This window comes from Amnibacterium sp. (assembly GCF_051956055.1).
GTDB lineage: Bacteria > Actinomycetota > Actinomycetes > Actinomycetales > Microbacteriaceae > Amnibacterium.
In genome coordinates this window covers 37528-63211 of sequence record NZ_JBQCGC010000095.1, presented here as the reverse complement: position 1 = coordinate 63211, position 25684 = coordinate 37528, and the positions used below count along the sequence as shown (strand labels likewise).

Sequence of the window (25684 nt, the reverse complement as noted above, 5' to 3'; positions counted from 1 at the left end):
GGCCCTGGCAGGATGCCGCACCGTGTCGAACTCCCCGCTGCTGTCCGCCTACCGCGGCATCCGACCCGACCGGCTGCCGGTGTGGTTCATGCGCCAGGCGGGCCGCTCCCTACCCGAGTACCGGGCCAGCCGCGCCGGCACGGTCATGCTCGACGCGTGCCTCACCCCGGAGCTCGCGGCGGAGATCACGCTCCAGCCCGTGCGCCGGCACGGGGTGGACGCCGCGATCTTCTTCAGCGACATCGTCGTCCCGCTGAAGCTCGCCGGCGTCGACGTGGAGATCGTCCCCGGCAGGGGACCGGTGTTCGGCCGGCCGGTGCGCGACGCGGCGGACCTCGCCGACCTCGTCGCCCACGACCTGGACCCCCAGGCGCTCGCACCGATCGAGGAGGCGGTCGCGCGCACGGTCGCGGAGCTGGGCGACGTGCCGCTCATCGGCTTCGCGGGCGCGCCGTTCACCCTCGCCTCCTACGTCGTCGAGGGTGGCCCGTCGAAGGACCAGCTCCGCGCGCGCACCCTGATGCACGCGGAGCCGGAGGCGTGGCGGACGCTGACCGGGTACCTCGCTCGGATCTCCGGCGCGTTCCTGGCGGCCCAGGTCCGCAGCGGCGCCCGGGCCGTGCAGCTGTTCGACTCCTGGGCGGGTGCGCTGTCGGAGGCGGACTACCGGGCCGGCGCGCTCCCCGCGTCGGCGGCGGCGCTCGCCGCCGTGCACGACGTGCCCAAGGTGCACTTCGGCACCGGGACCGCGCTCCTCCTGCCCGCCATGAGGGATGCCGGCGCGGACGTCGTCGGCGTGGATCACCGGCTCCCGCTGGACGCCGCCTCCGCGCTGCTCGGGGGGAGCACCCCCGTCCAGGGCAACATCGATCCCGCGCTGCTCGCCGCGCCGTGGCCGGTGCTGGAGCGGCATCTGGAGGCGGTGGCGGCCGCAGGTCGCGCCGCACCGGCCCACGTGCTCAACCTCGGTCACGGGGTGCCGCCGGACACCGACCCCGGCGTGCTCACGCGCATCGTCGAGTGGACGCACCGGCGCTGATGCGCGCGGTCGTCATCGGCGGGGGCGTCGCGGGGCTGGTCGCCGCGCGACGGCTCGTGCTGGGCGGTGCGGACGTCGTGCTGCTCGAAGCCGCGGACCGCCTGGGCGGCCGGGTCGCCGCCACCGAGCTCGGCGGTGTGGTGCTCGACACGGGCGCCGAGAGCTTCGCGGTGCGCGGCGGCGCCGTCCGGGCCCTCGTCGACCGGCTCGGGCTCGGTGCGGACGTGCAGGACCCGGCGGGGTCCGCCTGGGTCGCCCTCCCCGACAGGACGGTGCCCCTCCCGAGCGCCGGGCTGCTCGGCATCCCCTCCTCGCCGCTCGCCACCGACGTGATCCGGGTCCTCGGTGCGGGCGGCGCGGCACGGGCCTACGTCGATCGGCTGCTCCCGGTGCTGGGGGTCGGTCGCTACGACCGGCTCGGCCCGCTCGTGCGGCGGCGGATGGGCGACCGCGTCCTCGATCGGCTCGTCGCCCCGGTGGTCGGCAACGTGTACGGCGCCGACCCGGACGAGGTGCCGCTCGACGCGGTCGCCCCGGGTCTGAACGCGGCGCTCACCCGGGCGGGCACGTTGTCGGGCGCGGTGCTCGAGCTGCGCGCCGCAGCGCCTCCTGGTGCCGCCGCCCAGGGCATCGCCGGCGGCGTGCACCGCCTGGTGACGGCGCTGACCGACGGGCTGCGCGCGGCGGGGGTCGATCTGCGGCTCGGGTCGCGGGTGATCGGCGTGCACCCGGATCCGCTCGGGGGCCCGATCACGGTCGTCACCGCCGAGGAGGATCTGCAGGCGGACCGGGTCGTGGTCGCGGCGGACGGCGCGACCGCGCTCGAGCTGCTCGCCGACGCCGCGCCGGCGCTCGCGGCGCTGCCGCTGCCCGCGCCGGCGCGCACGCGGGCGGTGCTCCTCCAGGTGCCGGACCGCCGCCTGGACGCGGCGCCGCGCGGCACGGGTGTGCTCCGGGCCGCCGGCCGCGAAGGGGTGCGGGCGACCGCGATCACCCACCTCACCGCGAAGTGGCCATGGCTGCGCGACCGCGTCGAGCCGGGTACGCATTACCTCCGGCTGTCGTACCGCGGCGGCGACGAGGTGCCGGACGGCGTCGCCGCCGCGGACGCCGCCGCACTGCTCGGGGTCGACCGGATCGCGGTCGCCGCTCGGGCGGACGCGGTGTGGACCGACAGCGCGCCGGCGCTCGCACCCGAGACGCTCGCGGTCCGCAGCGCGCTCGCTCGGACCGCGCTGCCTGCGGGCCTGACGGTCGCCGGCTCCTGGGTGGCGGGCACGGGGCTCGCCTCCGTGGTGGCCGGCGCCGAGAGGGCGGCGAGCCTCGAGGCTCCTGATCATCCGTCGGGAAGCTCCTGAGCACACAGTCGGCCCTCGATACAGTGGCCCGATTCCTTCGATCCAAAAAGGGGTGAGCCATGCAGGGCCGAATCCTGTTCGTCGCCGGCGCAGCCGTCGGGTACGTCCTCGGAGCGCGGGCCGGCCGGCGGCGCTATGAGCAGATCAAGGCGGCCGCCGACCGCCTCTGGAACGACCGCAACGTCCAGAAGGGCGTGCACGAGGTCGTCGGCACCGTCCAGGGCTTCGTCAAGGAGAAGGCGCCGGAGGTGCAGGACGCCGTCGTCGGCCAGGCGAAGAAGGTGGCCGCGAAGGTGAAGAAGACCGACGACGACGGCGCCCCGTCGCCGTCCATCTGACGACGATGGCGGCCGAGAGGAGCGACGGCAAGAAGTCCGTCTTCGCACTCATCGGTGAGCTGCCGGGGCTCATCACCACCCTCATCCGGGACGAGTTCGAGCAGATCAAGCGGGAGGCCGTCGGCCGCCTGAAGAGCGCGGGCATCGGCATCGCCCTCTTCCTGGGCGCCGCGGTGTTCCTGTACTTCGCCGCGTTCCCGCTCATGGCCGCGGTGATCCTCGGCATCGGGGAGGCCCTGCCGCTCTGGCTGTCCGCCCTCATCGTCGGGGTGGCGCTGCTGCTCGTCGCGGTGGTGCTGGCGCTCATCGGGGTGTCGCGGCTCAAGAAGGGCGTGCCTCCGGTGCCCAAGGAGGCGGTCGACAGCGTGAAAGACGACGTGAAGGCGTTCAAGGGGGTCCAGCAGTATGACCGATGACAAGGAGCGGCAGCTCTCGGAGATCCGGTCGGACATCGAGGCGACCCGCCAGCGGCTCGCGGAGACCCTCGATGCGATCGAGGACCGCCTCGACGTGCCGAAGCGCGTCCGCGAGGCCGTGCGCGACGCGATCGAGCGGCTCGACGCGATCCGGCAGGATCACCCGGAGTACGTGTACGCCGCGATCGCGAGCGCGCTCGGTCTGGTCGCAGGCGTGACGGCGCTGATCGTCCGGAGTGCGGCGAGGCGGTAGCACCGCCCGGTCCACGATCTCGTCCCGGCCCGGGCATCCCGGGCCGGGACGAGGCGCTCGGGAACGGGTGCGACACTGGTGGCGGCCCGCGCGGACGCGGCCGACGACGGGCGCGCTCGAGTGCGTGCCGACCGCCGTGCGGGTCGCAGCCGCCCGCGCGGACGAACCAGAACGCGCTGCCGGCGAAGGAAGTACCGCACCATGACAGACGAGGGCTGGGCCCTCTGGGCCGTGTTCCGCCGAGGGACCGCTGGACAGATACCGGGCGACGAGACGCCGGAGCACCTGGCCCACGTGCTCGACGAGCTCGCCGAACGCGGCGTGACGACGCGCGGGATCTACGACGTCTCGGGTCTCCGGGCCGACGCGGACCTCATGTTCTGGCTGCACGGCGACGATCCCGCCGTCCTGCAGTCGGCGCTGCGCCGCATCCGCCGCACGGCGATGATCGCGCCGCTCCTGCCCACCTGGAGTGCGCTCGGCGTGCACCGCGACGCGGAGTTCAACCGCAGCCACGTGCCCGGCTTCCTGCGCGGCGAGCGTCCCCGCGCGTGGCTGGCCGTGTACCCCTTCGTCCGCGGCTACGACTGGTACGTGCTCCCGGAGGACGACCGGAAGCGCATGCTCGCCGAGCACGGCAGGAAGGGCGCCGCGTACACGTCGGTGGTCGCGAACACGGTCGCGGCGTTCGCGCTCGGCGACTACGAGTGGATCCTGCCCATGGAGTCCGACTCGCTCACCGACCTCGTGGACATGATGCGCGCCCTCCGCGCCACCGAGGCCCGGCTCCACGTGAACGAGGAGACCCCGTTCTTCACGGGCCGCCGCATCGAGCTCGACGAGCTGGTCGAGGTGCTGTCGTGACGGCCGTGAACCTCGGCGCCGTGCGCAACGCCTCCGAGGCCGCGGTCTCCGGCCCCGAGCACGTGGAGGAGCCCGTCGCGTACGACGCCATCCTGCTCGCGAGCTTCGGCGGCCCAGAGGGGCAGGACGACGTCATCCCGTTCCTCCGCAACGTCACCCGCGGCCGCGGCATCCCCGACGAGCGGCTGGAGGAGGTCGCGCACCACTACCGGCACTTCGGCGGCGTCTCGCCCATCAACGCGCAGAACCGCGCGCTGAAGGCCGCCCTCGAAGCGGAGCTCGCCGCGAGGGGCGTCGACCTGCCCGTGTACTGGGGCAACCGCAACTGGGCGCCGTACCTCTCGGAGGCGCTGCGTGAGGCGGCCGCCGCGGACGACACCCGGCTGATCGCCATCGCGACGAGCGCATACAGCTCGTACTCCTCCTGCCGTCAGTACCGCGAGGACTTCGCGCGCGAGCTCGACGAGACGGGGCTCGCGGACACGATGGTCATCGACAAGGTGCGCCAGTACTTCGACCACCCCGGCTTCGTCGCGCCGTTCGTCGCGGGCGTCGCGGACGGGCTCGCCGAGCTCGAACGGCGGGTGCCGGGCATCGATCTCGCCACCCAGGCCCACGTGCTGTTCTGCACCCACTCGAACCCGACCGGGGACGCGTCCCGCAGCGGGCCTCACGAGCGCGGCTTCGGCGAGGGCGGCGCGTACGCGGCCCAGCACCGGGCGGTCGCCGAGGTCGTCATGGCGAGGTCCGGCCGGGACGTGCCGTGGGATCTCGTCTACCAGTCGCGCAGCGGCCCCCCGAGCCAGCCCTGGCTCGAGCCCGACGTGAACGACGCGCTCGCGACGCTCGCGGAGCGCGGCGTGAAGGGTGTGCTGCTCGTGCCGCTCGGCTTCGTCTCCGACCACATGGAGGTCATGTGGGACCTCGACGAGGAGGCGAAGGCGACCGCGGCGGAGCTCGGTCTCGTCGCGGTGAGGACCCCGACGCCCGGCGTCGACCCGGCCTACGTGGCCGGCCTCGTCGACCTCGTGCTCGAGCGGGTGCACGGCACCCCGACCGCGGAGCGACCGGCGGAGACCGCGCTCGGACCCTGGTACGACGTCTGCCGGCCAGGGTGCTGCGAGAACGCCAGGCTCGGGTTCCGTCCGGCGGTCGCGGGGCTCGCTCCGTGACGGTCCGGCTCGGCACGAGGGGGAGCGCGCTCGCGCTCGCGCAGGCCGGGACGATCCGGGACGCGATCCGGGCGCTCGGAACCGAGTGCGAGCTGGTGACCGTCACGACCGACGGGGACGTGTCGAAGGCGTCGCTCGCGCAGATCGGCGGTACCGGCGTGTTCGCCGGCGCGCTGCGGGCCGCCCTCGCCGGGGGTGCGGTGGACCTGGTCGTCCACTCGTTGAAGGACCTCCCGGTCGCTCCCGCCCCCGGCCTCGTCGTGGCGGGCGTGCCCGAGCGCGAGGACGCGCGGGACGTGCTGTGCGCGCGCGACGGGCTCGACCTCGCCGGCCTCCCCGCGGGCGCGACGGTGGGCACGGGCTCGCCCCGCCGCCACGCGCAGCTCGTCGACCGGCGGCCGGACCTGCGGGTGGTGGACCTGCGGGGCAACGTCGACACGCGCCTCGGCCGGGTGCGCGACGGCGACCTCGACGCGGTGGTGCTCTCGCGTGCCGGCCTCGCAAGGCTGGGCAGGCTGGAGGCGGTCACGGAGGTGCTCGAGCTGGACGCGTGGCCCACCGCGGCCGGCCAGGGGGCGCTCGCGATCGAGGTCCGCGCGGCGGACGCCGACCCCGCCACGACGATCGGGGCGCTCGTCGCCCGGTTGACCGATCCCGTCGCCCGGGACGCCGCGACCGCCGAACGTCGCGTGCTCGGGCTGCTCGAGGCCGGCTGCGCCGCGCCGATCGGCGTCGCGAGCGCCGTGCACGAGGGGACCGCCGAGCTGTGGGCCGCGGTGCACCGCCCCGGTGGCGGCCGGCGGATCGACCGGCGGACCGCGGTGGACCTCGCGGGCCGCGACCGCCCCGCGGTGCTCCTCGCCGCGGCGGAGGCGCTCGCGCGCGACCTCCTCGCTGCCGGAGCCGCCGAACTCGCTCCGCTCGGAGCCTCCGCATGAGCGCGGACAAGCCGCTCCGCGGCTGGCGCGTGCTCGTGCCGCGCGGCGGTCCGTGGGGTCACGGCGTCGCCGCGGAGCTGCGCCTCCGGGGCGCGAACCCCGTCGTCGCGCCCTCGATCAACTTCGCGGGCACGGCCGACGAGCCCGCCCTGGACCGCGGGCTCGAGCGGCTCCGGGCGGGGGAGTACGACTGGATCTCGATCACGAGCGCCACCACGGTCGACGTGCTCGCGGCGCACCGGGTCGTCATCCCCGAGCGCACGAAGGTCGCGGCGGTCGGCGAGACGACGGCCGCCGCGCTCGGGGCCGTCGGCTACCGCGTCGACTTCGTGCCACGGCGGGACAACTCCGCGGCCGGGCTGCTCGCCGAGTGGGCCGACGCGACCGACGGCGTCGTGCCGCTGCGCATCCTCGCCCTCCGCAGCGACATCGCGAAGCCCGTGCTCACCGACGGCCTGCGGGCCGCAGGGCACGACGTCGACGCGGTGGTCGCGTACCGGACCGTCGGGGTGCCGATCGCACCGGAGACGATCGCGAGCGTCGCGGCCGGCCAGTTCGACGCGATCCTCATCACCTCAGGCAGCGTGGCCAACCAGATCTCGATGCAGATCGGGCTCGTGCCGTCGCGCACCGTCATCGCGTGCATCGGCCCGCGCACGGCCGTCGACGCCGAGGCCGCCGGCCTGCGCGTCGACCTCGTCGCCCGCGAGCGCAGCAGCGAGTCGCTCATCGACACGCTCGTGGAGCTCGCCCTCCACCGAACCATGCAGGGACCACTGCCGTGAACCTCCCCATCCGCCCCCGCCGCATCCGCCAGTCGGCCGCCGTCCGCCGCCTCGTCGCGGAGACCCGGCTGGACCCCGCCCAGCTCGTGCTCCCCGCCTTCGTCCGGGAGGGCATCACCGAACCCCGACCCATCGAGTCGATGCCGGGCACCCTGCATCACAGCCTCGACAGCCTGCGCCGCGCCGCCGTCGAGGCCGCTGAGGCGGGCGTGGGCGGGATCATGCTCTACGGCGTCCCCGAGCACCGCGATGCGGTGGGCTCGGGCGGCAGCGACCCGGACGGCGTGCTGAACGTCGCGACCCGGGCGGTGGCGGAGGAGGTCGGGGACGCGCTGGTCGTGCAGACCGACCTCTGCCTCGACGAGTTCACGGATCACGGGCACTGCGGGGTGCTCGCCCCCGACGGCAGCGTCGACAACGACGCGACGCTGCTCCGCTACCGCGAGATGGCCCTCGCTCAGGCGGACGCCGGCTCGGCCATGCTCGGGCTGTCGGGGATGATGGACGGCCAGGTCGCCGCGGTGCGCGAGGCGCTGGACGCGGCGGGCAGGCAGGACGTGCTGCTGCTCGCCTACGCCGCGAAGTACGCCTCCGCGCTCTACGGGCCGTTCCGCGACGCGGTCGAGTCGGCGCTGCAGGGCGACCGCCGCACCTACCAGCTCGACCCGGCGAACCGCCGCGAGGGGCGCCGCGAGGCGGTGCTCGACGTCGAGGAGGGCGCCGACGTCGTCATGGTCAAGCCGGCCTCGTTCTACCTCGACGTGCTCGCCGACGTCGCGCGGGAGAGCCCGGTGCCCGTCTGGGCCTACCAGGTGTCGGGCGAGTACGCGATGGTCGAGGCCGCTGCGCGGAACGGCTGGATCGACCGCGAGCGCACGATCCTCGAGTCGATCACCGCGATCCGGCGCGCGGGCGCCGATGCGGTGCTCACCTACTGGGCCGTGGAGGTGGCCGGATGGCTGAGGAACCGCTGACCGGCGCTGCGCACCTCGCGGACGCCGCCGCCGAGCCGAGCGGCCCCGGGCCGCAGGAGCCGTTCGACGCGAACGCCCGGTTGTTCGAGCGGGCACAGCGCTCGATCCCAGGTGGGGTCAACTCGCCCGTCCGCGCCTACCGCTCGGTCGGGGGAGCCCCGCGCTTCGTGCAGCGCGCCTCCGGCCCCTACGTCTACGACGCGGAGGACCGCGAGTACGTGGACCTCGTCGCCAGCTGGGGACCCGCGCTGCTCGGGCACGGCCACGCGGCCGTCGTCGAGGCGGTGAAGCGCGCCGCCGACCGGGGGCTCTCCTTCGGGGCGCCCACCGAGGGCGAGGTCGAGCTGGCCGAGCTCGTCCGCGCGCGGGTGCGCCGCGACGGCCGCTCCCCCGTCGAGCGGCTGCGCCTCGTGTCCACGGGGACCGAGGCGACGATGACCGCGGTGCGGCTCGCCAGGGGCGCCACCGGCCGGCCGCTGATCGTGAAGTTCGCCGGGCACTACCACGGGCACTCCGACGGCCTGCTCGCCGATGCGGGCTCGGGCGTCGCCACGCTCGCACTGCCCGCCTCCGCGGGCGTCCCCGCCGAGATCGCGGCGCAGACGCTCGTGCTGCCGTACAACGACGAGGGCGCGCTCCGGCTCGCGTTCGAGCGGCACCCCGGCCGGATCGCCGCGGTGATCACGGAGGCCGCCGCGGCGAACATGGGGGTCGTCGCACCGGACGCCGACTTCAACCGCACCCTCGTCGAGGTGGCGCACGCGCACGGTGCCCTCGTGATCATGGACGAGGTGCTGACCGGGTTCCGCGTGCACGCGGGCGGCTGGTGGGCGCTCGATCCCGCCGGCGCCGTCGACGTCGACCTGCTCACCTACGGCAAGGTGATCGGCGGGGGCATGCCCCTCGCCGCGCTCGGTGGCCGAGCGGCGGTCATGGACCTCCTCGCGCCGCTCGGCCCGGTGTACCAGGCAGGCACGCTGTCGGGGAACCCGCTCGCCGTCGCCGCGGGCCTCGCGACCCTCCATGCGGCGGACGAGGACGTGTACGCCCGCGTCGACGCCGCAGCGGACCGCGTCGTCGCCGCGGTGGGCTCGGCGCTCACGGAGGCGGGGGTCCGGCACGCGATCTCGCGGGCGGGGAACCTGTTCAGCGTCGCGTTCGGCCTCGACCGGCCGCCCAGGGACTACGACGAGGTCCGCGAGCAGGAGGCGTGGCGGCACCCCGCCTTCTTCCACGCGATGCTCCAGCAGGGCGTCAGCCTGCCGCCCTCGGTGTTCGAGGCGTGGTTCCTCACGGCGGCGCACGACGACGCCGCGCTCGCGCGGGTCGAGGCGGCGCTGCCCGCCGCGGCACGGGCCGCAGCGGCGGCGACCCCGCCCGCCTGACCCGGGGTGGTCTCGCCCCGAGGCCACTCCGAGCGCACGTCGTGGTCGGCCGCGGGCGGCTACGCGATCGGCGGGACCGTCCTCGGGCGGATCAGGAGGAGCATCGCGGTCGCCGCGCACACGCCACCGACCGATGCCACGATCCCGATCGACGACGCGGCCGCGGAGCCGAGCAGGCCGACGAGCACCGGGATGATCGCGGCGAGCCCGAAGTTGCCGACGCCGAGGAGGCTCGCGGCGGTGCCCGCCTCCTCCCCGTGGTGGATCAGCCCCAGCACCTGCACGCTCGGGAACGCGAAGCCGCAGGCCGTCATGAACAGGCACAGGGGAGCGATGACCGCGACCAGCGGCGCCGGGTACAGCGCCGTCGAGACGAGGGCCACCGCGCTCAGCAGCTGCGCGGAGATCGTGGCGACGAGGATCCACTGGGGGCCGACCCGGCGCATGACCCGCGCTGCGGACTGCGCGCCGACGATCACCCCGACCGAGTTCACCGCGAACACGAACCCGTACTGCTGCGGGCTCAGGCCGTAGCGGTCCTGCAGCAGGAAGGGCGACACCGCGAGGTACGAGAACAGCCCGGCACCCTGCATCGCGCCCACGACCGCAGCGCCGACGAACACCCGGTCGGAGAGCACGGCCCGGTAGCGGGCCCGCACCGTGCCGCGGCGATCGGCCGATCCACCGTCCGACCGACGGGTCTCGCCGAGCGAGAACGCGGCGAGCGAGAGCGCGGCGGCGCCGTAGATCGCGAGGGAGACGAAGAGGCCGCGCCAGTCGAGGACGGCGAGCAGCTGGGACCCGATCAGCGGCGCGAGGATGGGCGCCAGCCCGGAGACGAGCCCCATGTTCGCGAGCATGCGGACCAGCCGGTGCCCGTGGAACAGGTCGCGCACCATCGCCGCCGCGACGACGCCTCCGCCTGCCGCCCCCACGCCCTGCAGCAGCCGCAGCGCCGCGAGCACGCCCACGTTCGGGGCCACGGCGGCGCCGAGGCAGGTGAGCACGTGCAGCGTCGTGGCCGCGAGCAGGGGCACGCGCCGGCCGAAGCGGTCGGAGAGCGGACCGACGACGAGCTGTCCCAGCGCGAAGCCGAGGATCGTCGCCGACAGGGTCAGCTGGATCGCGACGTCGGAGGTGCGGAACGAGGCCTGCACCGCGGGGAAGGCCGGCAGGTACAGGTCGGTCGTGAACGGGCCGAGCGCGACGAGCAGCCCGAGCACCACGACGACGGTCGTGCGGGCGCGCCGGTGGAGGGCGTCGCCCGGCGACACGGCGGGTCGGATGACGGGGATGGCGGCGGTGTTCGTGGACACGGGTTCCTGAACGGATCGAAAGCGGTGGAGCGCCGGCCCGGACACGGGGACACCGGATCCGGCGTCGACGCTCGTGGAGGCGCGTGCAGGCTCGATCTGCAAGCGGTTGCGGAGCAAATCGCCACGCGGGCGCTGCACGGGTCGTAGCGTTGTCCGTGCCCGGATCGACCGGACTGCGGGGAACGGGTGGGATGCCGGCGACGATCCGGGACGTGGCCAGGCTGGCGGGGGTGTCGGAGGCCACCGTGTCCCGGGCCCTGCGGGACCTGCGGCACGTCGCCCCGGAGACCGCGGAAGCGGTCCGCGAGGCCGCTGATCGTCTCGGCTTCGTCGCCTCGCGCAGCGCCTCCGCGCTCGCCACCGGGCGCCCGAAGGCGGTGACCGTGGTCACGCCGGCGCTGACGCCGTGGTTCTACTCGTCGGTCGTCGAGGGGGTGGACGCGGCGCTGCGCCAGGCGGGGTGGGCGACGAGCCTGGTGAACCTCGGCGAGGCGGGCGGCCAGCGGCGGCGGCTGACCGCGGCGGAGCTGCACGCGGGGAACGCGTCCGCCCACATCGTGAACGGGTTCGGGCTCGACGAGGAGGAGCAGCGCGTCGTCCGGGAGGTGCGTGAGCCGGTGGTGACCGTCGGCGGCCGCGTCGCCGGCGTGCGCGGCATCGGGATCCCGGAGGCGGAGGCCGCCCGGCTCGCCGTCCGTCACCTCCTGGACCTGGGACACCGCCGGATCGGGCACGTCGGCGGTGACCGCGAGCCGGGGCTGAACGCGTTCGTGGTGGGTGCCAGGCGGGCGGCGTGGGCCGAGCTGCTCACCGAGGCGGGGGTCGACCCCGATGACGGCCTCTTCGTCTCGGGGGGCATGCAGCTGGAGGCGAGTCGCGCCGCGGCGCTGCGACTCCTCGCCGGCGCCGACCGCCCCACCGCGGTCTTCGCGGCCTCGGACGAGGCCGCGTACGGCGTGATGCTCGCGGCGCGCGGGCTGGGGCTGCGCGTCCCCGAGGCCGTGTCGGTCGCGGGGCTCGACGACCTGCCGTTCTCGGCCGCATTCGGGCTCACGACCGTGCGGCAGTCACCCGCCGAGCAGGGGGCGAGGGCCGCGGCGCTGCTGCTCGCCGAGCTGGGCGTGCGCCGGGGGGCCGTGAGCACCGCGCCCGCGCCGGTGGAGCTCGTCGTCAGGACGTCGACCGCTCCGCCGAGCCGGTCCGTGCCCGACCGCGCTCCGGGGGCGACCCGCGGCTGATGGGGCGGCGCGCGCCGCCCCGTCAGCCGCGCAGGGCCCCCGCAGCGGCGTCAGGCCGTGAGGCGCACGACGATCCGGCCCCGGACGCGGCCCGCGAGCACGTCCTCCGCTGCCGACGGCACCTCCTCGAGCCCGATCGTGCGCTCGACGAGTCGGTCGACGGTGGCCGCGTCGATCCGCTCGGCGAGCAGCTCCCACGCCTCCGCCCGGCGCTGCGGCTCGAGGTCGACGGAGAAGATGCCGGCCAGGGTGACGCCGCGGAGGATGAAGGGCAGCACCGAACCCGGCAGGTCGGGCGATGCGGCGAGCCCACACGCGGCCACCACGCCCCCGGGGAGCGTCTGGGCGATCGCGTTGACCAGCGCGCCACCGCCCACGGAATCGACGACGCCGGCCCAGGCGGCCCGCTGCAGCGGGCGCCCGGCTTCGGCGGGCAGCCGGTCCACTACCTCCGCAGCGCCGAGGGCGCGCAGGTGGTCGCCGAGCGCCGCGGCGCGGCCCGTCGCGGCGTGCACCTCCCGGCCGCCGGCGGCGAGCAGCGCGATCGCGAATCCGCCGACGCCCCCGCCCGCCCCGGTGACGAGCACGGGACCGTCCGGGATGCCCGCGCGTTCGAACGCCAGCACCGAGAGCGCCGCGGTGACCCCCGCGGTGCCGATGGCTGCGGCCTGCTGCGGCGTGAACGCGTCCGGGACGGGGACGGCCGTCGACGGGTCGATCGCGACCCGGTCGGCGAGGCCGCCGTCGACCCGCTCCCCGAGCCCGGCGCCCGTCACGATGACCGTCCGTCCGGCGTCGTCGCGGCCGACCACGTCGATGCCCGGCACCATGGGGAGCGACCGGAGCACCCCGGGTTGTCCGGCGACCGCCAGGGCGTCCTTGTAGTTGAGCGAGGACCAGAGCCCGGTGACGGCGGCGCCCTCCGGGTCCGGGCGGTCGGTCAGGCGCGCGGGTGCGCCCTGTTCCGTGGCGAGGATCGCGCGCACGGTCAGCCGTCGAGCTCGACGGTGCGGGCCTCGCCGACGTCCGGGCGACCGCCCGTCACCGCGGCCTTGGCGTACTTGAAGAGGACGACCGGCTTCGGGTCGTCGGAGGCCCAGTACTCCGCGGTCCGCGCCGACACCTGCAGCAGCGCCACCTTCGGGTCGTCGCGGCCGCCCTCGAACCAGGCCTCGGCGCCGGTGTCCCAGAGCTCGTCGATCTTGGCGGCGTCCTTGACCACGTGCGCCTCGCCCGCGATCGAGACCCAGCCCTTGCCGGACTGGAGCGCGACGTTGACCTGCGGGTTCGCCCGCACCTCGTCCGTCTTGTGGGACGGGTCCTCGGTGAAGAACCAGAGGTCGCCGTCGAACTCGCGCTGCTCGAGCGTCATGGGGCGGCTCACCAGCTGCCCGTCCGCGCTGACGGTCGTGATGATGCCGATGCGCGCCTTGTCGATGAGTGCGCGGAGCCGCTCGGTCTCGTCCTGTGTCGCCATCCGCGGGACGGTAGTCCGTCGGGAGGTGAGAAGCCTGCGGGCGGCGTGTCGATGCGGGAGCGCGCCGCTCGCGTTCCTACGCTGTCCCCCGTGCGGGGGACAGCGAGTCCGGCGCTCGGCGCCGTCCCGGCGGTGCGGACCGTCTACGCGCCCGCGGATCCCGTCGACCTCCTCGCGACCGTCCGGGTGCTCCGTCGCGGCGCCGGTGATCCGACGTTCCGGCGCGAGCCCGACCGCCCGGTCGTGTGGCGGACGGTGCGGACGCCCGAGGGTCCCGCGACACTGCGGCTCGCGCAGCACGGCGACGGCGCCGTGCACGCCGCCGCATGGGGCGAAGGAGCCGAGTGGGCCATCGACGGCGTGCCCGAGCTGCTCGGCGACGGGGACGACTGGAGCGACCTCGACGTCGCCGCCGTACCGCTGCTCGCGGAGACGCGGCGCCGTCAGCAGGGGCTGCGCCTCACCAGGTGCAGGCAGGTGCTCGAGATGCTGGTCGCGGCGATCCTCGAGCAGAAGGTGGCCACGGTCGATGCGCACCGGGCGTGGGCGTGGCTCCTCCGGCGCCACGGCGAGCGCGCGCCCGGTCCGGCCCCCGACGGCATGCGGGTCGCGCCGACCGCGGAGACGTGGCGGCGCATCCCCTCCTGGGACTGGCACCGCGCCGGCGTCGACCCGAAGCGGTCGGCGGCGGTGATGGCGGCCACGGCCGTCGCGCCGGGCCTCGAGCGCACCCTCGGCCTCGGCCGGGGCGGTGCGGAGGTCGCGAAGCGCCTCAGGAGCGTGCCGGGCGTCGGCATCTGGACCGCCGCAGAGACGACGCAGCGGTCGCACGGCGACCCGGACGCCCCGAGCTTCGGCGACCTGCACCTGCCCGGGATCGTCGGCACGGCCCTGATCGGTAGGAAGGTCGACGACGCGGGCATGCTCGAGCTGCTCGAGCCGTGGCGGGGGCATCGGCAGCGGGTGATGCGCCTCATCGTCGCCTCGGGCGTCGCCGTGCCCCGGCGGGCGCAGCGGCTCGCGCCCCAGGACCACCGCTTCCACTGAGCCGAGGCCCCACTCCCTTCGTCGTTCAGGAGGATTTCGCCGGTGGCGGCAGGATCTCCTGAACGACGAAGGGGTGGGAGCCGACCGGCGCCGCGCGGCGGAGCAGGTCGGGTCAGACGGCGGGGCGCTCCGGATCGGTGAGGGCGGCAGGAGGGAGCGCTGCGAGCCGTCCCGCGATCGCGGACCGCGCCTCCCTGCCCCCGTCGAGGATGCGCTGCAGCTCCTGCGGGCGCAGCGGCGTGAGTCCCACCAGCCGGACCTCGCCCGCAGCGGTGGCGACCGAGTCGGGCACCTCGGGCACCCCGACGCCGATCAGCACGCCGACCCGGCCGTCCTCGTTCCGCCAGCCGTCGGGCGCGTCGGCGGGAACCGCCATCGAGAGCGCGCCGAACTGCTCGAGCTCGGCGGGCAGGTGCATCCCGCTCGCCCCGATGCGTCTGGCGACCGCCGCGACGACCGTGAACCGCCACCCGTCGGCCACGGCGTCCGGGTCGGCGCCGAGCGCCGGGCTCGCGAGGTACACCTCGGCACCGGCGCCGAGCGCGGCGGCGCCCTCCGATGCGGCGAGCCCGTTCGTCGCGAGGAGCTGCAGCCCGTCGGCCCGCCGGACCAGCAGGTAGCCCTGCCGGCGCCAGGAGGGCTGCACGCCGAGCCGCGGCTCGACCGGCTCGACCTCGCCGATGGCGCCCCACGCGGCGGTGAGCGCGTCCTCGGGCGCCGACGCGGCGTCGGCGGATCGGAGCACCGGGAGGGGCGCGGTGCTCGGCGCCGGATCGGCGGGAGCCGGCCACGCGTCGAACCCGCCGTTCGCCGCCGAGGCGGCCGAGGAGGGCGCGGCCGGAGGAGCCGCGGCGGAGGTCGCTGGGGCGGCCGGAGCGGACGGCGGCCATGCGGTGGCCCCCTGATCGAAGCGGCGACCGTCGGGGTTCGCGGGCAGCACGCTCAGGACGAGCAGGATGAGGCCCCCGACGGACGGGATGAGACCGAGGAGGAAGAGGAGCCCGGAGAGGTTCGCGTCGTGCAGGCGCCGCACGGTGAGCGCGATGCTGGGGACGATCTGCGCGAGGGCGAAGACCACCAGCGTGAACAGCAGCACGGCGCCGACCGCGTTCGGGATCGCGGCGAAGCCCGAGCCCTGCCTGGCGATCGCTGCTCCGATCGCCAGCAGGATCGCGCCCGCGGCCCCGAGCACGACGGCGATCACCACGCTGATCAGCACCGTCCACCAGTACTCGGAGAGGCTCGCGCGGCCCGAGAACACCACGTACCGGCGCCAGTACCGCGCGTAGGCCGTCAGCGGGGAGGCGCCGTACAGCGGCAGATCGGGATCGGTGGGGTCGACGGGCATACCGCTCCTGACGCGCTCGAACACGGACCGCTCGACTGTAGCGACGGCCCGTGCCCGAGGGGTCCGGCTACGCGGGCCGTCCGACCTGCGACAGCCGCTGGAAGCTGCGCACCGGCACCTCCCGCACCCGCTTGCCCGGGTACGGTGCCTCGATCATCCGGTTGTGCCCCACGTAGATCGCGACGTGGTACACCGCGCCGGGACGCCCGTAGAAGATGAGGTCGCCCGGCTTGCGGTGGGCGTACGAGACGAGCCGGTGGTGCCGCTTGGCCGTCCGCCACTGCGCGGTCGCGCTGTGGCCGCCGATGCCGACGTGCACCGCCTGGTACGACCGCATCGTCAGCCCGGAGCAGTCGTAGCGGTGCGGCCCCGCGGCGGCGAACACGTACGGATCGCCGATCTGCTTGCGAGCGAAGGACACGGCACGCAGCGCCTTCGTTCGCCCCACCAGCGCCGCGGTGGTGACGACGGCGCCGTCGGCGGTGGGGGCACCGACGTGCACGCCGAGGGCGGTCAGGCGGCCGAGCAGCCCGTCGAGCTCGGGGGTCTGCTGCGCGGCCAGCGTGGCGAGCGCCCGCTCGGCCCGGTCCGCGGCGGCCCGGTTCGCCGTGGTGTCGTGCTCGAGCACGGCCTCGTCGGCGAGCTGCGCCGTCCGGCCGGCCCGATCGGCCTGGCCCTCGAGGACGGCGAGCCGGGCCTGCACGAGCTGCTCGACGGCCGTCTGCCGGGCGGCGGAGGGGGCCGCTGCGTCCGGGGCGGAGTGGGGTGCCGCTGCGACGACGCAGCCGACGGCGACAGCGGCTGCGGTCGCTGCGCCGGTCAGGACGAGCGCGGTGCGCCGAGCGGCGGTCCGGATGCGCATGGGGGACTCCTTGACGTCGGGCGCGGCAGGTCGAAGGCATGCCGCAGGCGCGCCGGAGGCCGGCCGGACGCGGGTGTCGTCGGCCATGGCGCTGGCGCCGGATGGGCGTCTCCCCGGGGGCATCGGGAGGACGGCGGGTTGTCGCGGAGGAAGGTAACAGGACGATCACGCCGAGTGCGAGCGGGTCGCCGGCGGCGGCCCCGCGGTGTGGTCGGATCGGCCCCGTCGAGGCACTCGAACCCCAGGTCGTGCCCGGGATTCCCAGGGCAGCGCCGATGGTCGCATCGGATCCCGCTCAGCGGAATCCGGCGCCGATCAGGCGCTCGTGCGGTTCACGAGGCGCGACAGCACGATGGCGCTGCGCGTGTGGTCCACGTTGGGCGCGACGCGGACCCGCTCGAGCGCCAGCTCGAGGCTCGGGATGTCCCGGCTGCGCATGTGCACGATCGCGTCCGCGCTGCCCGTGACGGTGCCCGCGTACACCACCTCCGGCACGGCGGAGAGGATGCGCCGCAGCTCGGTCGGGGACACCGTGCCCCGACAGAACAGCTCGACCCACGCCTCCGTGCTCATGCCTTCGGTCGCGGGGTCCACCTGCACCGTGAACGACCGGATGACGCCCTCGGCGAGCAGTCGATCCACCCGGCGCTTCACCGCGGAGGCGGAGAGGCCCACGACCGCGCCGATGTCGCCGTAGGCGGACCGTGCATTGCGCTTCAGGAGGTCGATGATGCGGGAGTCGATGGCATCCATGCGAAAAGCGTAGGACTCCATTGCGTCCAGGAGGCTGTCCGCGCAGCATCGGTGCGCGCCCCGCTCGCCGCGCGCGCTCGCGGGAAGCGGATGATCGGGTCGGCGCGACGGAGGCACGAGACCCGCGGATCGTTGCGTCCCGCGGGCGCGGACGCAGCGGGATTGCGTGGGATCCGCGGCCGTTGCGCGATTTCGCAGGCACACTGGAAGAGCCGTCGACCTGGTCCGGCACCGTTCAGCGTCACCCGAACGAAAGGACCGTCGTGTCGCTTCCCGTCCCCGCCTCCGCCCTCCAGGGGGAACGTGCCGCGCTCCGGCGCCGCTTCCTCATGTGCCGGCCCGAGCACTTCACCGTCGCGTACCGGATCAACCCCTGGATGAATCCGGAGGACCCGACCGACACCTCGGTGGCGCTCGGCCAGTGGCAGACGCTGTACGACACCTACGTCGCGCTCGGTCACGAGGTCGAGCTGATCGACCCGATCGCCGGTCTGCCGGACATGGTCTACGCGGCCAACGGCGGCTTCACCCTCGACGGCGTCGCCTACACCGCGCGGTTCACCCATCCGGAGCGCCAGCCGGAGGGCCCCGCGTACGGCGACTGGTTCCGGGCGCACGGCTTCCGCGTGCACGAGGCGCAGGAGGTGAACGAGGGCGAAGGCGACTTCCTGCTCGTCGGCGACGTGATCCTGGCCGGCACCGGCTTCCGGACGAGCGTCGAGAGCCACGCCGAGCTCGCGGGCGTGACCGGCCGCGAGGTCGTCACCCTCCGGCTCGTCGACCCGCGGTTCTACCACCTCGACACGGCGCTCGCCGTGCTCGATCCGGTGGGGGCCGACGCGAACATCGCCTACCTCCCCGAGGCCTTCGATGAGGCGTCCAGGGCCGAGCTCGCGCGCCGCTACCCCGACGCGGTGGAGGTCGGCATCGAGGATGCCCGCTGGCTCGGGCTCAACTCCATCTCCGACGGCCGCAACGTGGTCATCGCCTCGCGGGCGACCGGCTTCGAGGCGTCGCTGCGCGACCGCGGCTACACGCCGATCGGGCTCGACCTCGCCGAGCTGCTGCTCGGCGGTGGCGGTGTGAAGTGCTGCACGCTCGAGCTGCGGGGCGAGCGATGAGCGGCACGCACCTCGTCGAGGGGACGCGGCCGAGCGCGCTCGCCCGCAACTACCACCCGCTGCCCGTCGAGATCGCCTCGGGGGAGGGCGCGTGGGTCACCGACACGGACGGGCGCCGGTACCTCGACCTGCTCGCCGCGTACTCCGCGGTGAACTTCGGGCACGGCCACCCCCGCCTGATCGCAGCAGCCAAGCAGCAGCTCGACCGGGTGACGCTCGTGAGCCGCGCGTTCGAGAACGACCGGCTCGAACCGTTCGCCCGGGAGCTCGCGGCCCTGGCGGGCAAGCAGATGGTGCTGCCGATGAACACCGGTGCGGAGGCGGTCGAGTCGGGCATCAAGGTCGCGCGCGCCTGGGGCTACCGCGTCAAGGGCGTCCAGGACGGCGCCGCGACGATCGTGGTCGCGAGCGGCAACTTCCACGGTCGCACCACCACGATCGTGTCGTTCAGCGACGACCCGTCCGCCCGGGACGGCTTCGGCCCGTACACCCCCGGATTCCGGATCGTGCCGTACGGCTCGGCGGAGGCGCTCGAGGCCGCGATCGACGACACGACGGTCGCGGTGCTGCTCGAGCCGGTGCAGGGCGAGGCCGGTGTCGTCGTGCCTCCCGAGGACTACCTGCCGGCCGTGCGTCGCATCTGCGACGAGCGCCGGGTGCTCATGATCGCCGACGAGATCCAGTCCGGCCTCGGCCGGGTCGGCGCGACGTTCGCGTGCGACCTCGTCGGCGTGGTCCCGGACCTCTACCTGCTCGGCAAGGCGCTCGGCGGCGGCATCGTGCCGGTATCGGCCGTCGTCGGCGACGAGGACGTGCTCGGCGTGCTCCGGCCGGGGGAGCACGGGTCGACGTTCGGCGGCAACCCGCTCGCGGCGGCCGTCGGGCTGGAGGTCGTGCAGATGCTCGCGACCGGTGAGCCGCAGCGGCGGGCCCGTGAGCTCGGCGACGTGCTGCGCGGCCGGCTCGAGCCCCTCGTCGGGCACGGCGTCACCGCCGTGCGGACGCGCGGCCTCTGGGCAGGGGTCGACATCGACCCCGCGCTCGGCACCGCGCGGGAGGTGTGCGAGCGCATGATGGCCCGCGGCGTGCTCGCCAAGGACACGCACGGCCAGACGGTGCGGTTCGCTCCCCCGATCGTCATCCAGGAGGCGGATCTGCACCACGCGATCGACGTCTTCGAGGCCGCCCTGCGCCCCTGACGCCCGGTCGGCGTCAGGGCCTGGTCGCGATGAGGAGGCAGTCGCAGGCCGTTCCGGCGGCCGTCTCGCGGTCGCGCCTGCCGCTCAGCTCGACCTGCAGGCCCGCCGCCTCCGCCGCGGCGCGCGTCTCATCGGGCGTCGTGCGGATCGCCGGGGTCATGGTGCCCCCGAGGCCGCGCGCGAGGTCCTCCCGGTCGTGCCAGATCCCGAGCAGGACGCCCCCGCGCCGGAGGGACTCGCCTGCGCGGGCGATCGCCGCGGCCAGCGAGTCGGCGGGCAGCTGCCGGTAGCAGATCACGGCGAGGTCGGCGGACTCCGCAGCCGCCCAGGTCGTGGCGTCCGCCTCGATCGTCTCGAGGTCCAGCCCGGCGCTGCGCGAGCGCAGCCCCTGCAGCGCCGCGGCCGAGAAGTCGGTCGCCACCACGCTCCAGCCGCGGCGGGCGAGCCAGAGCGCGTTCCGCCCCTCCCCCGCCCCGATGTCGAGCGCCCGGCCGGGTCGCTGCAGGCGGGCGCCCACCTGCTCGGCGATCCAGCCGTTCGGCGCGTCGCCCCACAGGGTGGTCCCGTCGGCCTCCGCGGCCAGGTAGCGGCCCTCCCAGAAGTCCCTGCTGCGTCGTGTCGCGTCGTCCACCACGCCATCATCCGTCCGGTGCCGGGCGCGCGCCCACCCGGCACCGGAGGGATCAGGATCGGGCCGGTGCGCTCGGTGCGCTCGGTGCGCTCGGTGCGCTCGTCGCGCCGGTCGACGGGGTCGCCGGGGCGTCCTTCTGGCCGGCGCGCGCACCCGGCCCCGCTCCGCGCGGGCCCGCGGGTCCGCCCTTCGGCGGCGTGGGCCGGCCGATGGTCACTGTGGTCGCATCCAGCGTGGTCCCGTTCCGGTCCACCGTGCCGGTCGCCTCGATCCACGTGTCCTTCGCGATGGCCGCGACGGAGGAGGCGGCCCCGTCCTTCGTGATGCTCGCTCCGGACGCGAGGACGATCGTCCGCGTGAAGCCGTCCCGGTCCTGCACGGTCACCGTGCGGCCGTCGACGGTGAGGACGCGGCCGCCGATGTGCGGAGCGTGGTGCGGGCCGGCGTCGCGGTCCGGGCCGCCGTGCGGGCCCGGTGCGACCGTCGACGACGCGGACGTCGACGCGGCGGGGGAGGGTGCGCCGTCCGCGAAGGCCGCGGCGCCGGCGCCGATCGTGCCGATGACGGCCAGCCCGGCGGCCCCGGCGATGATCGCCGCGCGCCGGGTAGCGGGTCGGATGGAAGCGGGCATGTCGTTCTCCTCGGTTCGTGCCGCGACCGCCGCGGCCCTTCCAGCCGACGGCGCGGCGCTGAAGCGGCGCTGAAGCGGCCGGCTTCTTCAGCCCCGCCTCAGGGTGGATCCATCGGGTCCGCTTCAGGTCCGCTTCAGGCCGTGCCCCGAGGGTCGAGGGATGTCCTCCTGCGCCCGGGTGCTCGTCGTCGAGGACGACGCCCTCATCCGGGAGTCGGTGCTGGCCGCGCTCGCGCACGACGGGTTCGTGGTGCGCGGGGTCGAGGACGGCACCGGGATCGCGGCCGTCTCGGCCGACTTCCTGCCGGACCTCGTGCTCCTCGACGTCTCCCTGCCCGGCCCCGCCGACGGCTTCGGGCTCGCGCGCGTGCTGCGACGCGATCGCGACGTGCCCGTGATCTTCCTGACGGCGCGCGACACGGCCGCGGACCGCCTCGCGGGCTTCGACGCAGGAGCCGACGACTACGTCGTCAAGCCGTTCATCGTGGAGGAGCTGATCGCCAGGGTCCGGGCGGTGCTGCGCCGACTGGGCCGGCTGCCTGCGACCCTCGACCTCGGTGATCTCACGATCGACGAGGGCGGCACCGCGGTGGTGCGCGCCGGCGTCCTCCTCGACCTCACCGCCACCGAGTACCGGCTGCTCGCCTACCTGGCGCACGAGCGCGGCCGGATCCTGTCGAAGACACAGCTGCTCACGCAGGTGTGGGGGTACGACGACTACGACGCGAACCTCGTCGAGGTGCATGTCAGCGCGCTCCGCCGGAAGCTCGAGGAGCACGGCCCGCGGATCCTGCACACGGTCCGCGGGTTCGGCTACGTCCTGCGGCCGGTCGAGAAGGTCAGGGCGGCGTGAGGACCCCGTCCCTCCGGCGCCGGGTGGTGCTCTGGTCCGTCGCGGTGCTGGCCCTGCTGCTCCTCGTCGTGGGCGTCGGCGTCGACCTGACGCTCGCCGCCGTGCTGAAGGCGGAGCAGCGGCAGCGCCTCGAGTCGGTGGCCTCCCTCGCGGGGGCCCTGACCGGGCTGTCGGACCAGTCCCTCGCGGACCGGCTGAGCATGCCGGGCATCGAGGCGCGCATCACCTACCGATCCGGCGGCAGCGCGGTCGTCGGCGTCCCGCAGCCCGGCGAGCCGAGGCAGGGGAGGCCCCGCCCGCCCGCGGCCGCCCCCGGCTCGGCGACGGCGACCGTGACGGAGGAGGGCGGCCTGCTGGTGGCGCGGGAGACCATCCGGCCCGGCGTCACGCTCGTCCTGACCGCCGACGCGAGGCAGATCGACGCGGAGCTCGCCAGGGTGCGCCTCATCATGTCGATCGCGAGCGCGGCGGCGGTGGTCCTCGCGGCGCTCCTGCTGCCCGTCGTGCTGCGGCGCGCGATGCGCCCGCTCGGCGAGCTCACCCGCGCCGCCCGCGAGACCGCGGCCGGCGGCAGGGGCAGGCGGCTCGCGCCGAAGGACCCCGGCACGGACCTCGGGCGCGCGGCGACACAGTTCGACGCGATGCTCGAGGAGCTGGAGGGGGCCGAGCACCGAGCGGCGGAGGCGGCCGATCGACTCGCCCGCTTCCTCTCGGACGCCTCCCACGAGCTGCGGACGCCGATCGCGGCGCTGTCCGCGGGGGCGGAGCGGCTCATCCGGGATCCCGTCGACGACGCCGAGCGCGACCGGGTGCTCGTCCAGCTGGTGCGCGAGACGCGCCGCGCGGGACGGCTCGTGGAGGACCTGCTGCTCGTTTCGCGGCTCGGTGAGCTCACCGTCGAGACGGTGCCGCGGTCGATCCTGGCGGTCCTCACCGACGCGGCCGAGCGGGTCACCGCCCGACGCGACGCACCGGAGGTCGACGTGTCCGGGATCGACGCGACCGTCGCCGTCGATCCCGGCCGGATCGAGCAGGTGCTCGCGAACCTCATCGCGAACGCCGCTGCCGCCGGCGCGGGCCGCGTCCGCCTCCGCGCCGCCTTTCAGGGGCGAGAGGCGGTGGTGCGGGTCTCCGACGACGGCCCCGGCATCCCGCCGGAGGCCAGGGAGGTCGTGTTCGACCGCCTCGTCCGGCTCGACCCGGCGCGCTCGGCCGCGCGGGGCGGTGCGGGGCTCGGCCTGCCGATCGCCCGCGGCCTGCTCGAGGCGCACGGCGGTTCGCTCGTCTGCGCCGACCCCGTCGACGGGGACCTGCCCGGCGCCGTCCTGGTGCTGCGGCTGCCCGTCGCACCGCCCGACCGTGCTCACGTGCAGGAGCAGGAGGCGGCGCTCACCGCGGCACGGTGAAGGCCACCTCCACGAGGACGTGCGCGTCGTCCATCCGCAGGTCGGCCCGCGGGAACGCGGTGCGCAGCAGCGGCACGAGCGGTGCGACCCGGGTGCGGCGCGGCCGCGCGGCGACGGGCAGGTCCAGCACCAGGCGCGCCTCGCGGTCCTGCCCGCGCACGGAAGCGGTCCCCGGCCGCTCGAAGTCGGCGAGCGGCAGGCTCGCGACGGTCGTGCGCAGCGCGGTGCGCTGCTCGGGCGTCATCCGCTCGGCGTAGGCGTCCGGGTCGTCGACCCCGAAGCCCGCCTCCGCGAGCCAGCCCCTGGCCAGGTCCGCCACCAGCGCCGCCCGCAGCTCGGTCATGATCGCGCGCGCCCGGTCCGCCTGCGCGGGCGACGCGGTGCCGGTCCGCGCGAGTGCCGACAGCAGCGGGATCGCTTCGGCCTCGAGCCGAGCGATCGCCTCCTGCTGCACCGACAGCGTCGGGTCGGGCACCGGCTCGGGGGAGGCGTGGGGCACCTCCAGCCTGCGCACCGTGATCCGGGCGAGCGCGGCGGCCGCGAGCGCGGGCGGGAGCACCTGCGTGATCGTGATCGCGACCCTGGCGAGCGGTGGCAGGGGCGCGAGGAGGAAGGGGGAGAGCACGAGCACGGTCAGGGTGATGACCGCGGTCGCGACCAGCCCGCCGACGAGGACCTCCCCCGGGGGTCGCAGCGTGGCGAGGACGAGCAGGAAGACGGGCACGACGACGAGGCCCCAGTCGTCGTGGATCAGGACGTCCCGCCCGATCTGCGCCGCCTCGTCGAGCACCGCGGCGAGCAGCACGAGGGCGAGCACGGCGATGTGCGACCGGGCGCGGAACGGCGCCCGGAACGGGCTGGCGAACCGCACGACGACGACGCCCGCGGCGACGAGGGCGGCGAGCGCTGCCGCCTCGATCGGCCAGGAGGCGATCTGCGCGCGACCCTGGACGGTCGCGACGGCAGCGACCACGGCCGCGACGGCGGCACCGCCCGCGGCGAGCACGGGCGCGGGAGCGCCGAGCAGCAGGGGGTCTCGGGCGGCGAGGCTCATGCGCCGGCGCCCTTCGGCACGGTGAGCAGCACGGTCGTCCCGACGCCCGGCTGGGCGAAGACCCTGACGGTGCCGCCGACCTCCGCGATGCGCGCGCGCACGGCGGTGCTGATCCCGAGCCGGTTGCGGTCCACGGCGTCGGGATCGAACCCCGATCCCGCGTCGGCGACCATGACGGTCAGCCCGTCCCGGTCCGCGAGCACGGTCACGTCCGCGATCTCCGTCCCCGCATGCTTGGCGGTGTTCACGAGGCACTGCTCGATCGCGGCGGCCAGCGCCTGCTCGACCTCCGTGCCGAGCCCGCGGAGCTCGGTCAGCTCGCCGTCGAGCCGCACGACGAGGCCGTCGGCCTCCCGGCGTGCGATGGCGGCGAGCACTGGGCCGCCGATCGACTCCGGCAAGGCGGCCGGAGCGGCCCAGTCCGGCGAGGCGAGCAGCTCGAGCGTGCGCTCCAGCCGGCCGACGGCGGCGGGAGGGAGCCGGCCGGGTCCCGTCGCCGCGATCGCCGCGAGGTCCCCGAGCACCGTGTCGTGCACGACCGCCGCCGCCCGCGACCGGGCGATCGACCTGGTGCGGGTGAGCGCCTCCTCCCCCGCGGCCGCCCGCGACGCGCGCCTCGGCTGCTCCGTGCGGCGCCCGGCGATGAGGAACCCCGTCGAGGCCAGGGCGACGAGCGCGAGGGTCGCCGCCTCCGGCAGGTCGAACCCCCACCGCACGCCGAGCGCGGGGCCGGCGATGGCGCACAGCGTCTCGCTGACCGCCACGAGAGCGAGCCCGGCGGTCAGCGGGGCCCTGCGCCTGCCCGCGTTCACCGCGAACGCCAGCATCGCGCTCTTCATCGGCGACAGCGGGAACCCGGCGGTGCTGGTCAGCGGCACCGACGACCGTGCGAGGACCACCAGGGACGCCGCGAAGCCCGCGGCCATGACGACGACCGCGGCGAGCACGATGACGGCGCCCGCCGGCCGGGACACCGGCAGCAGGAACAGCAGGCCCCCCGCGGCGACGACCGCGGACGTGACGGCGAGCAGCCCGAGCGTCGGCGGCGCGGCGCCGAGGACCGCGGTGGCGCCCCACGCGAGCAGCAGGACGGCGCCCCCGTACCAGAGGCCCGCAGCGCGCAGCCCGTCCGACAGCGCGCGGCGCGCGCTCCACGGCGGGCCCGACATGGGCGCGATCGTATTGCCAGGGCCGGTCCGGACGGCGGTCGACGGCCCCGACACCTG

Annotated in this window: 27 protein-coding genes; 17 read left to right on the top strand and 10 right to left on the bottom strand. The window is 75.5% G+C overall.

The genetic code is table 11. The annotated features are described in order from the left end of the window. Window positions 1–22 precede the first annotated feature (22 nt). From hemE to ACTHLI_RS13730, 11 genes are all read left to right on the top strand, one after another. Window positions 23–1039, top strand: coding sequence for a uroporphyrinogen decarboxylase (hemE, locus tag ACTHLI_RS13780; RefSeq protein ID WP_440184751.1), 1017 nt, complete (start codon window positions 23–25; stop codon window positions 1037–1039). After that, window positions 1021–2397, top strand: coding sequence for a protoporphyrinogen/coproporphyrinogen oxidase (locus ACTHLI_RS13775; protein ID WP_440184748.1), 1377 nt, complete (start codon window positions 1021–1023; stop codon window positions 2395–2397). The genes hemE and ACTHLI_RS13775 overlap by 19 nt, the downstream gene beginning before the upstream one ends. Before the next feature lie 59 nt (window positions 2398–2456). Beyond that, the gene (locus tag ACTHLI_RS13770) at window positions 2457–2735 is read left to right on the top strand and encodes a hypothetical protein (protein WP_440184745.1); all 279 of its coding nucleotides are present in this window, start codon (window positions 2457–2459) and stop codon (window positions 2733–2735) included. 5 nt (window positions 2736–2740) lie between these two features. Continuing rightward, on the top strand, window positions 2741–3151 hold the full coding sequence (locus ACTHLI_RS13765; protein WP_440184742.1) for a phage holin family protein: 411 nt from the start codon (window positions 2741–2743) through the stop codon (window positions 3149–3151). Then, window positions 3141–3404 (top strand): DUF3618 domain-containing protein, encoded by a 264-nt coding sequence (locus ACTHLI_RS13760; protein WP_440184740.1) that lies wholly within the window; start codon window positions 3141–3143, stop codon window positions 3402–3404. The genes ACTHLI_RS13765 and ACTHLI_RS13760 overlap by 11 nt, the downstream gene beginning before the upstream one ends. 201 nt (window positions 3405–3605) lie before the next feature. Further along, complete coding sequence (gene hemQ, locus ACTHLI_RS13755; protein WP_440184737.1) at window positions 3606–4268, top strand: hydrogen peroxide-dependent heme synthase; 663 nt, start codon at window positions 3606–3608, stop codon at window positions 4266–4268. Then, complete coding sequence (locus tag ACTHLI_RS13750) at window positions 4265–5440, top strand: ferrochelatase (protein WP_440184734.1); 1176 nt, start codon at window positions 4265–4267, stop codon at window positions 5438–5440. The genes hemQ and ACTHLI_RS13750 overlap by 4 nt, the downstream gene beginning before the upstream one ends. Continuing rightward, on the top strand, window positions 5437–6378 hold the full coding sequence (gene hemC, locus ACTHLI_RS13745) for a hydroxymethylbilane synthase (protein ID WP_440184731.1): 942 nt from the start codon (window positions 5437–5439) through the stop codon (window positions 6376–6378). Before ACTHLI_RS13750 ends, hemC begins: the two co-directional genes overlap by 4 nt. Further along, window positions 6375–7163 (top strand): uroporphyrinogen-III synthase, encoded by a 789-nt coding sequence (locus ACTHLI_RS13740; RefSeq protein WP_440184729.1) that lies wholly within the window; start codon window positions 6375–6377, stop codon window positions 7161–7163. The genes hemC and ACTHLI_RS13740 overlap by 4 nt, the downstream gene beginning before the upstream one ends. Beyond that, window positions 7160–8137 carry a porphobilinogen synthase gene (gene hemB, locus ACTHLI_RS13735; RefSeq protein WP_440184727.1) on the top strand — a complete coding sequence of 326 codons (978 nt, stop codon included), beginning with the start codon at window positions 7160–7162 and terminating at the stop codon, window positions 8135–8137. The genes ACTHLI_RS13740 and hemB overlap by 4 nt, the downstream gene beginning before the upstream one ends. Next, window positions 8119–9522: a glutamate-1-semialdehyde 2,1-aminomutase gene (locus tag ACTHLI_RS13730; RefSeq protein WP_440184724.1), complete on the top strand. Its 1404-nt coding sequence runs from the start codon at window positions 8119–8121 to the stop codon at window positions 9520–9522. Before hemB ends, ACTHLI_RS13730 begins: the two co-directional genes overlap by 19 nt. A gap of 59 nt (window positions 9523–9581) precedes the next feature. Here ACTHLI_RS13730 and ACTHLI_RS13725 read toward each other — a convergent pair whose 3' ends face one another. Then, a complete protein-coding gene (locus ACTHLI_RS13725; RefSeq protein ID WP_440184721.1) occupies window positions 9582–10838 on the bottom strand; it encodes a multidrug effflux MFS transporter in 1257 nt (418 codons plus the stop codon). A gap of 212 nt (window positions 10839–11050) precedes the next feature. Between ACTHLI_RS13725 and ACTHLI_RS13720 the strand changes: the two genes are divergently transcribed. Beyond that, window positions 11051–12076 carry a LacI family DNA-binding transcriptional regulator gene (locus ACTHLI_RS13720; protein WP_440184718.1) on the top strand — a complete coding sequence of 342 codons (1026 nt, stop codon included), beginning with the start codon at window positions 11051–11053 and terminating at the stop codon, window positions 12074–12076. 50 nt (window positions 12077–12126) lie between these two features. Here ACTHLI_RS13720 and ACTHLI_RS13715 read toward each other — a convergent pair whose 3' ends face one another. Both ACTHLI_RS13715 and ACTHLI_RS13710 read right to left on the bottom strand, forming a co-directional pair. Continuing rightward, a complete protein-coding gene (locus ACTHLI_RS13715; RefSeq protein ID WP_440184715.1) occupies window positions 12127–13062 on the bottom strand; it encodes a zinc-binding dehydrogenase in 936 nt (311 codons plus the stop codon). A gap of 2 nt (window positions 13063–13064) precedes the next feature. After that, entirely contained in the window at window positions 13065–13553 is a 489-nt protein-coding gene (locus tag ACTHLI_RS13710) for a pyridoxamine 5'-phosphate oxidase family protein (protein WP_440184712.1), read from the bottom strand. Window positions 13554–13634: 81 nt separating this feature from the next. Here ACTHLI_RS13710 and ACTHLI_RS13705 point away from each other — a divergent pair, with 81 nt between their 5' ends. Beyond that, window positions 13635–14600: a DNA-3-methyladenine glycosylase family protein gene (locus ACTHLI_RS13705; RefSeq protein WP_440184855.1), complete on the top strand. Its 966-nt coding sequence runs from the start codon at window positions 13635–13637 to the stop codon at window positions 14598–14600. Window positions 14601–14712: 112 nt separating this feature from the next. On the opposite strand, the gene ACTHLI_RS13700 is transcribed toward ACTHLI_RS13705, so the two are convergent. The 3 genes from ACTHLI_RS13700 to ACTHLI_RS13690 form a co-directional block, all read right to left on the bottom strand. Continuing rightward, window positions 14713–15948 (bottom strand): DUF805 domain-containing protein, encoded by a 1236-nt coding sequence (locus ACTHLI_RS13700; RefSeq protein WP_440184710.1) that lies wholly within the window; start codon window positions 15946–15948, stop codon window positions 14713–14715. Window positions 15949–16015: 67 nt separating this feature from the next. Then, window positions 16016–16810: a C40 family peptidase gene (locus tag ACTHLI_RS13695; RefSeq protein WP_440184708.1), complete on the bottom strand. Its 795-nt coding sequence runs from the start codon at window positions 16808–16810 to the stop codon at window positions 16016–16018. Window positions 16811–17125: 315 nt separating this feature from the next. Further along, window positions 17126–17563 (bottom strand): Lrp/AsnC family transcriptional regulator, encoded by a 438-nt coding sequence (locus ACTHLI_RS13690; RefSeq protein ID WP_440184705.1) that lies wholly within the window; start codon window positions 17561–17563, stop codon window positions 17126–17128. Window positions 17564–17892: 329 nt separating this feature from the next. Here ACTHLI_RS13690 and ddaH point away from each other — a divergent pair, with 329 nt between their 5' ends. Continuing rightward, window positions 17893–18684 (top strand): dimethylargininase, encoded by a 792-nt coding sequence (ddaH, locus tag ACTHLI_RS13685; protein ID WP_440184853.1) that lies wholly within the window; start codon window positions 17893–17895, stop codon window positions 18682–18684. Next, window positions 18681–19883, top strand: coding sequence for an ornithine--oxo-acid transaminase (rocD, locus tag ACTHLI_RS13680; RefSeq protein ID WP_440184703.1), 1203 nt, complete (start codon window positions 18681–18683; stop codon window positions 19881–19883). Before ddaH ends, rocD begins: the two co-directional genes overlap by 4 nt. Before the next feature lie 13 nt (window positions 19884–19896). On the opposite strand, the gene ACTHLI_RS13675 is transcribed toward rocD, so the two are convergent. Then, on the bottom strand, window positions 19897–20517 hold the full coding sequence (locus ACTHLI_RS13675; protein ID WP_440184701.1) for a class I SAM-dependent methyltransferase: 621 nt from the start codon (window positions 20515–20517) through the stop codon (window positions 19897–19899). Between the two features lie 49 nt (window positions 20518–20566). Beyond that, window positions 20567–21145, bottom strand: a complete 579-nt coding sequence (locus ACTHLI_RS13670) for a hypothetical protein (protein ID WP_440184698.1) — start codon at window positions 21143–21145, stop codon at window positions 20567–20569. Between the two features lie 160 nt (window positions 21146–21305). On the opposite strand from ACTHLI_RS13670, the gene ACTHLI_RS13665 reads away from it, so the two are divergent. Both ACTHLI_RS13665 and ACTHLI_RS13660 read left to right on the top strand, forming a co-directional pair. Further along, complete coding sequence (locus tag ACTHLI_RS13665; RefSeq protein ID WP_440184695.1) at window positions 21306–21998, top strand: response regulator transcription factor; 693 nt, start codon at window positions 21306–21308, stop codon at window positions 21996–21998. Beyond that, window positions 21995–23404 carry an ATP-binding protein gene (locus tag ACTHLI_RS13660; RefSeq protein ID WP_440184692.1) on the top strand — a complete coding sequence of 470 codons (1410 nt, stop codon included), beginning with the start codon at window positions 21995–21997 and terminating at the stop codon, window positions 23402–23404. The genes ACTHLI_RS13665 and ACTHLI_RS13660 overlap by 4 nt, the downstream gene beginning before the upstream one ends. Here the strand turns inward: ACTHLI_RS13660 and ACTHLI_RS13655 are convergent. Together ACTHLI_RS13655 and ACTHLI_RS13650 are read right to left on the bottom strand one after the other, a co-directional pair. Further along, complete coding sequence (locus ACTHLI_RS13655) at window positions 23388–24458, bottom strand: hypothetical protein (protein ID WP_440184689.1); 1071 nt, start codon at window positions 24456–24458, stop codon at window positions 23388–23390. The genes ACTHLI_RS13660 and ACTHLI_RS13655 overlap by 17 nt on opposite strands. After that, a complete protein-coding gene (locus ACTHLI_RS13650; protein WP_440184687.1) occupies window positions 24455–25627 on the bottom strand; it encodes a sensor histidine kinase in 1173 nt (390 codons plus the stop codon). The genes ACTHLI_RS13655 and ACTHLI_RS13650 overlap by 4 nt, the downstream gene beginning before the upstream one ends. Window positions 25628–25684: the final 57 nt, after the last annotated feature.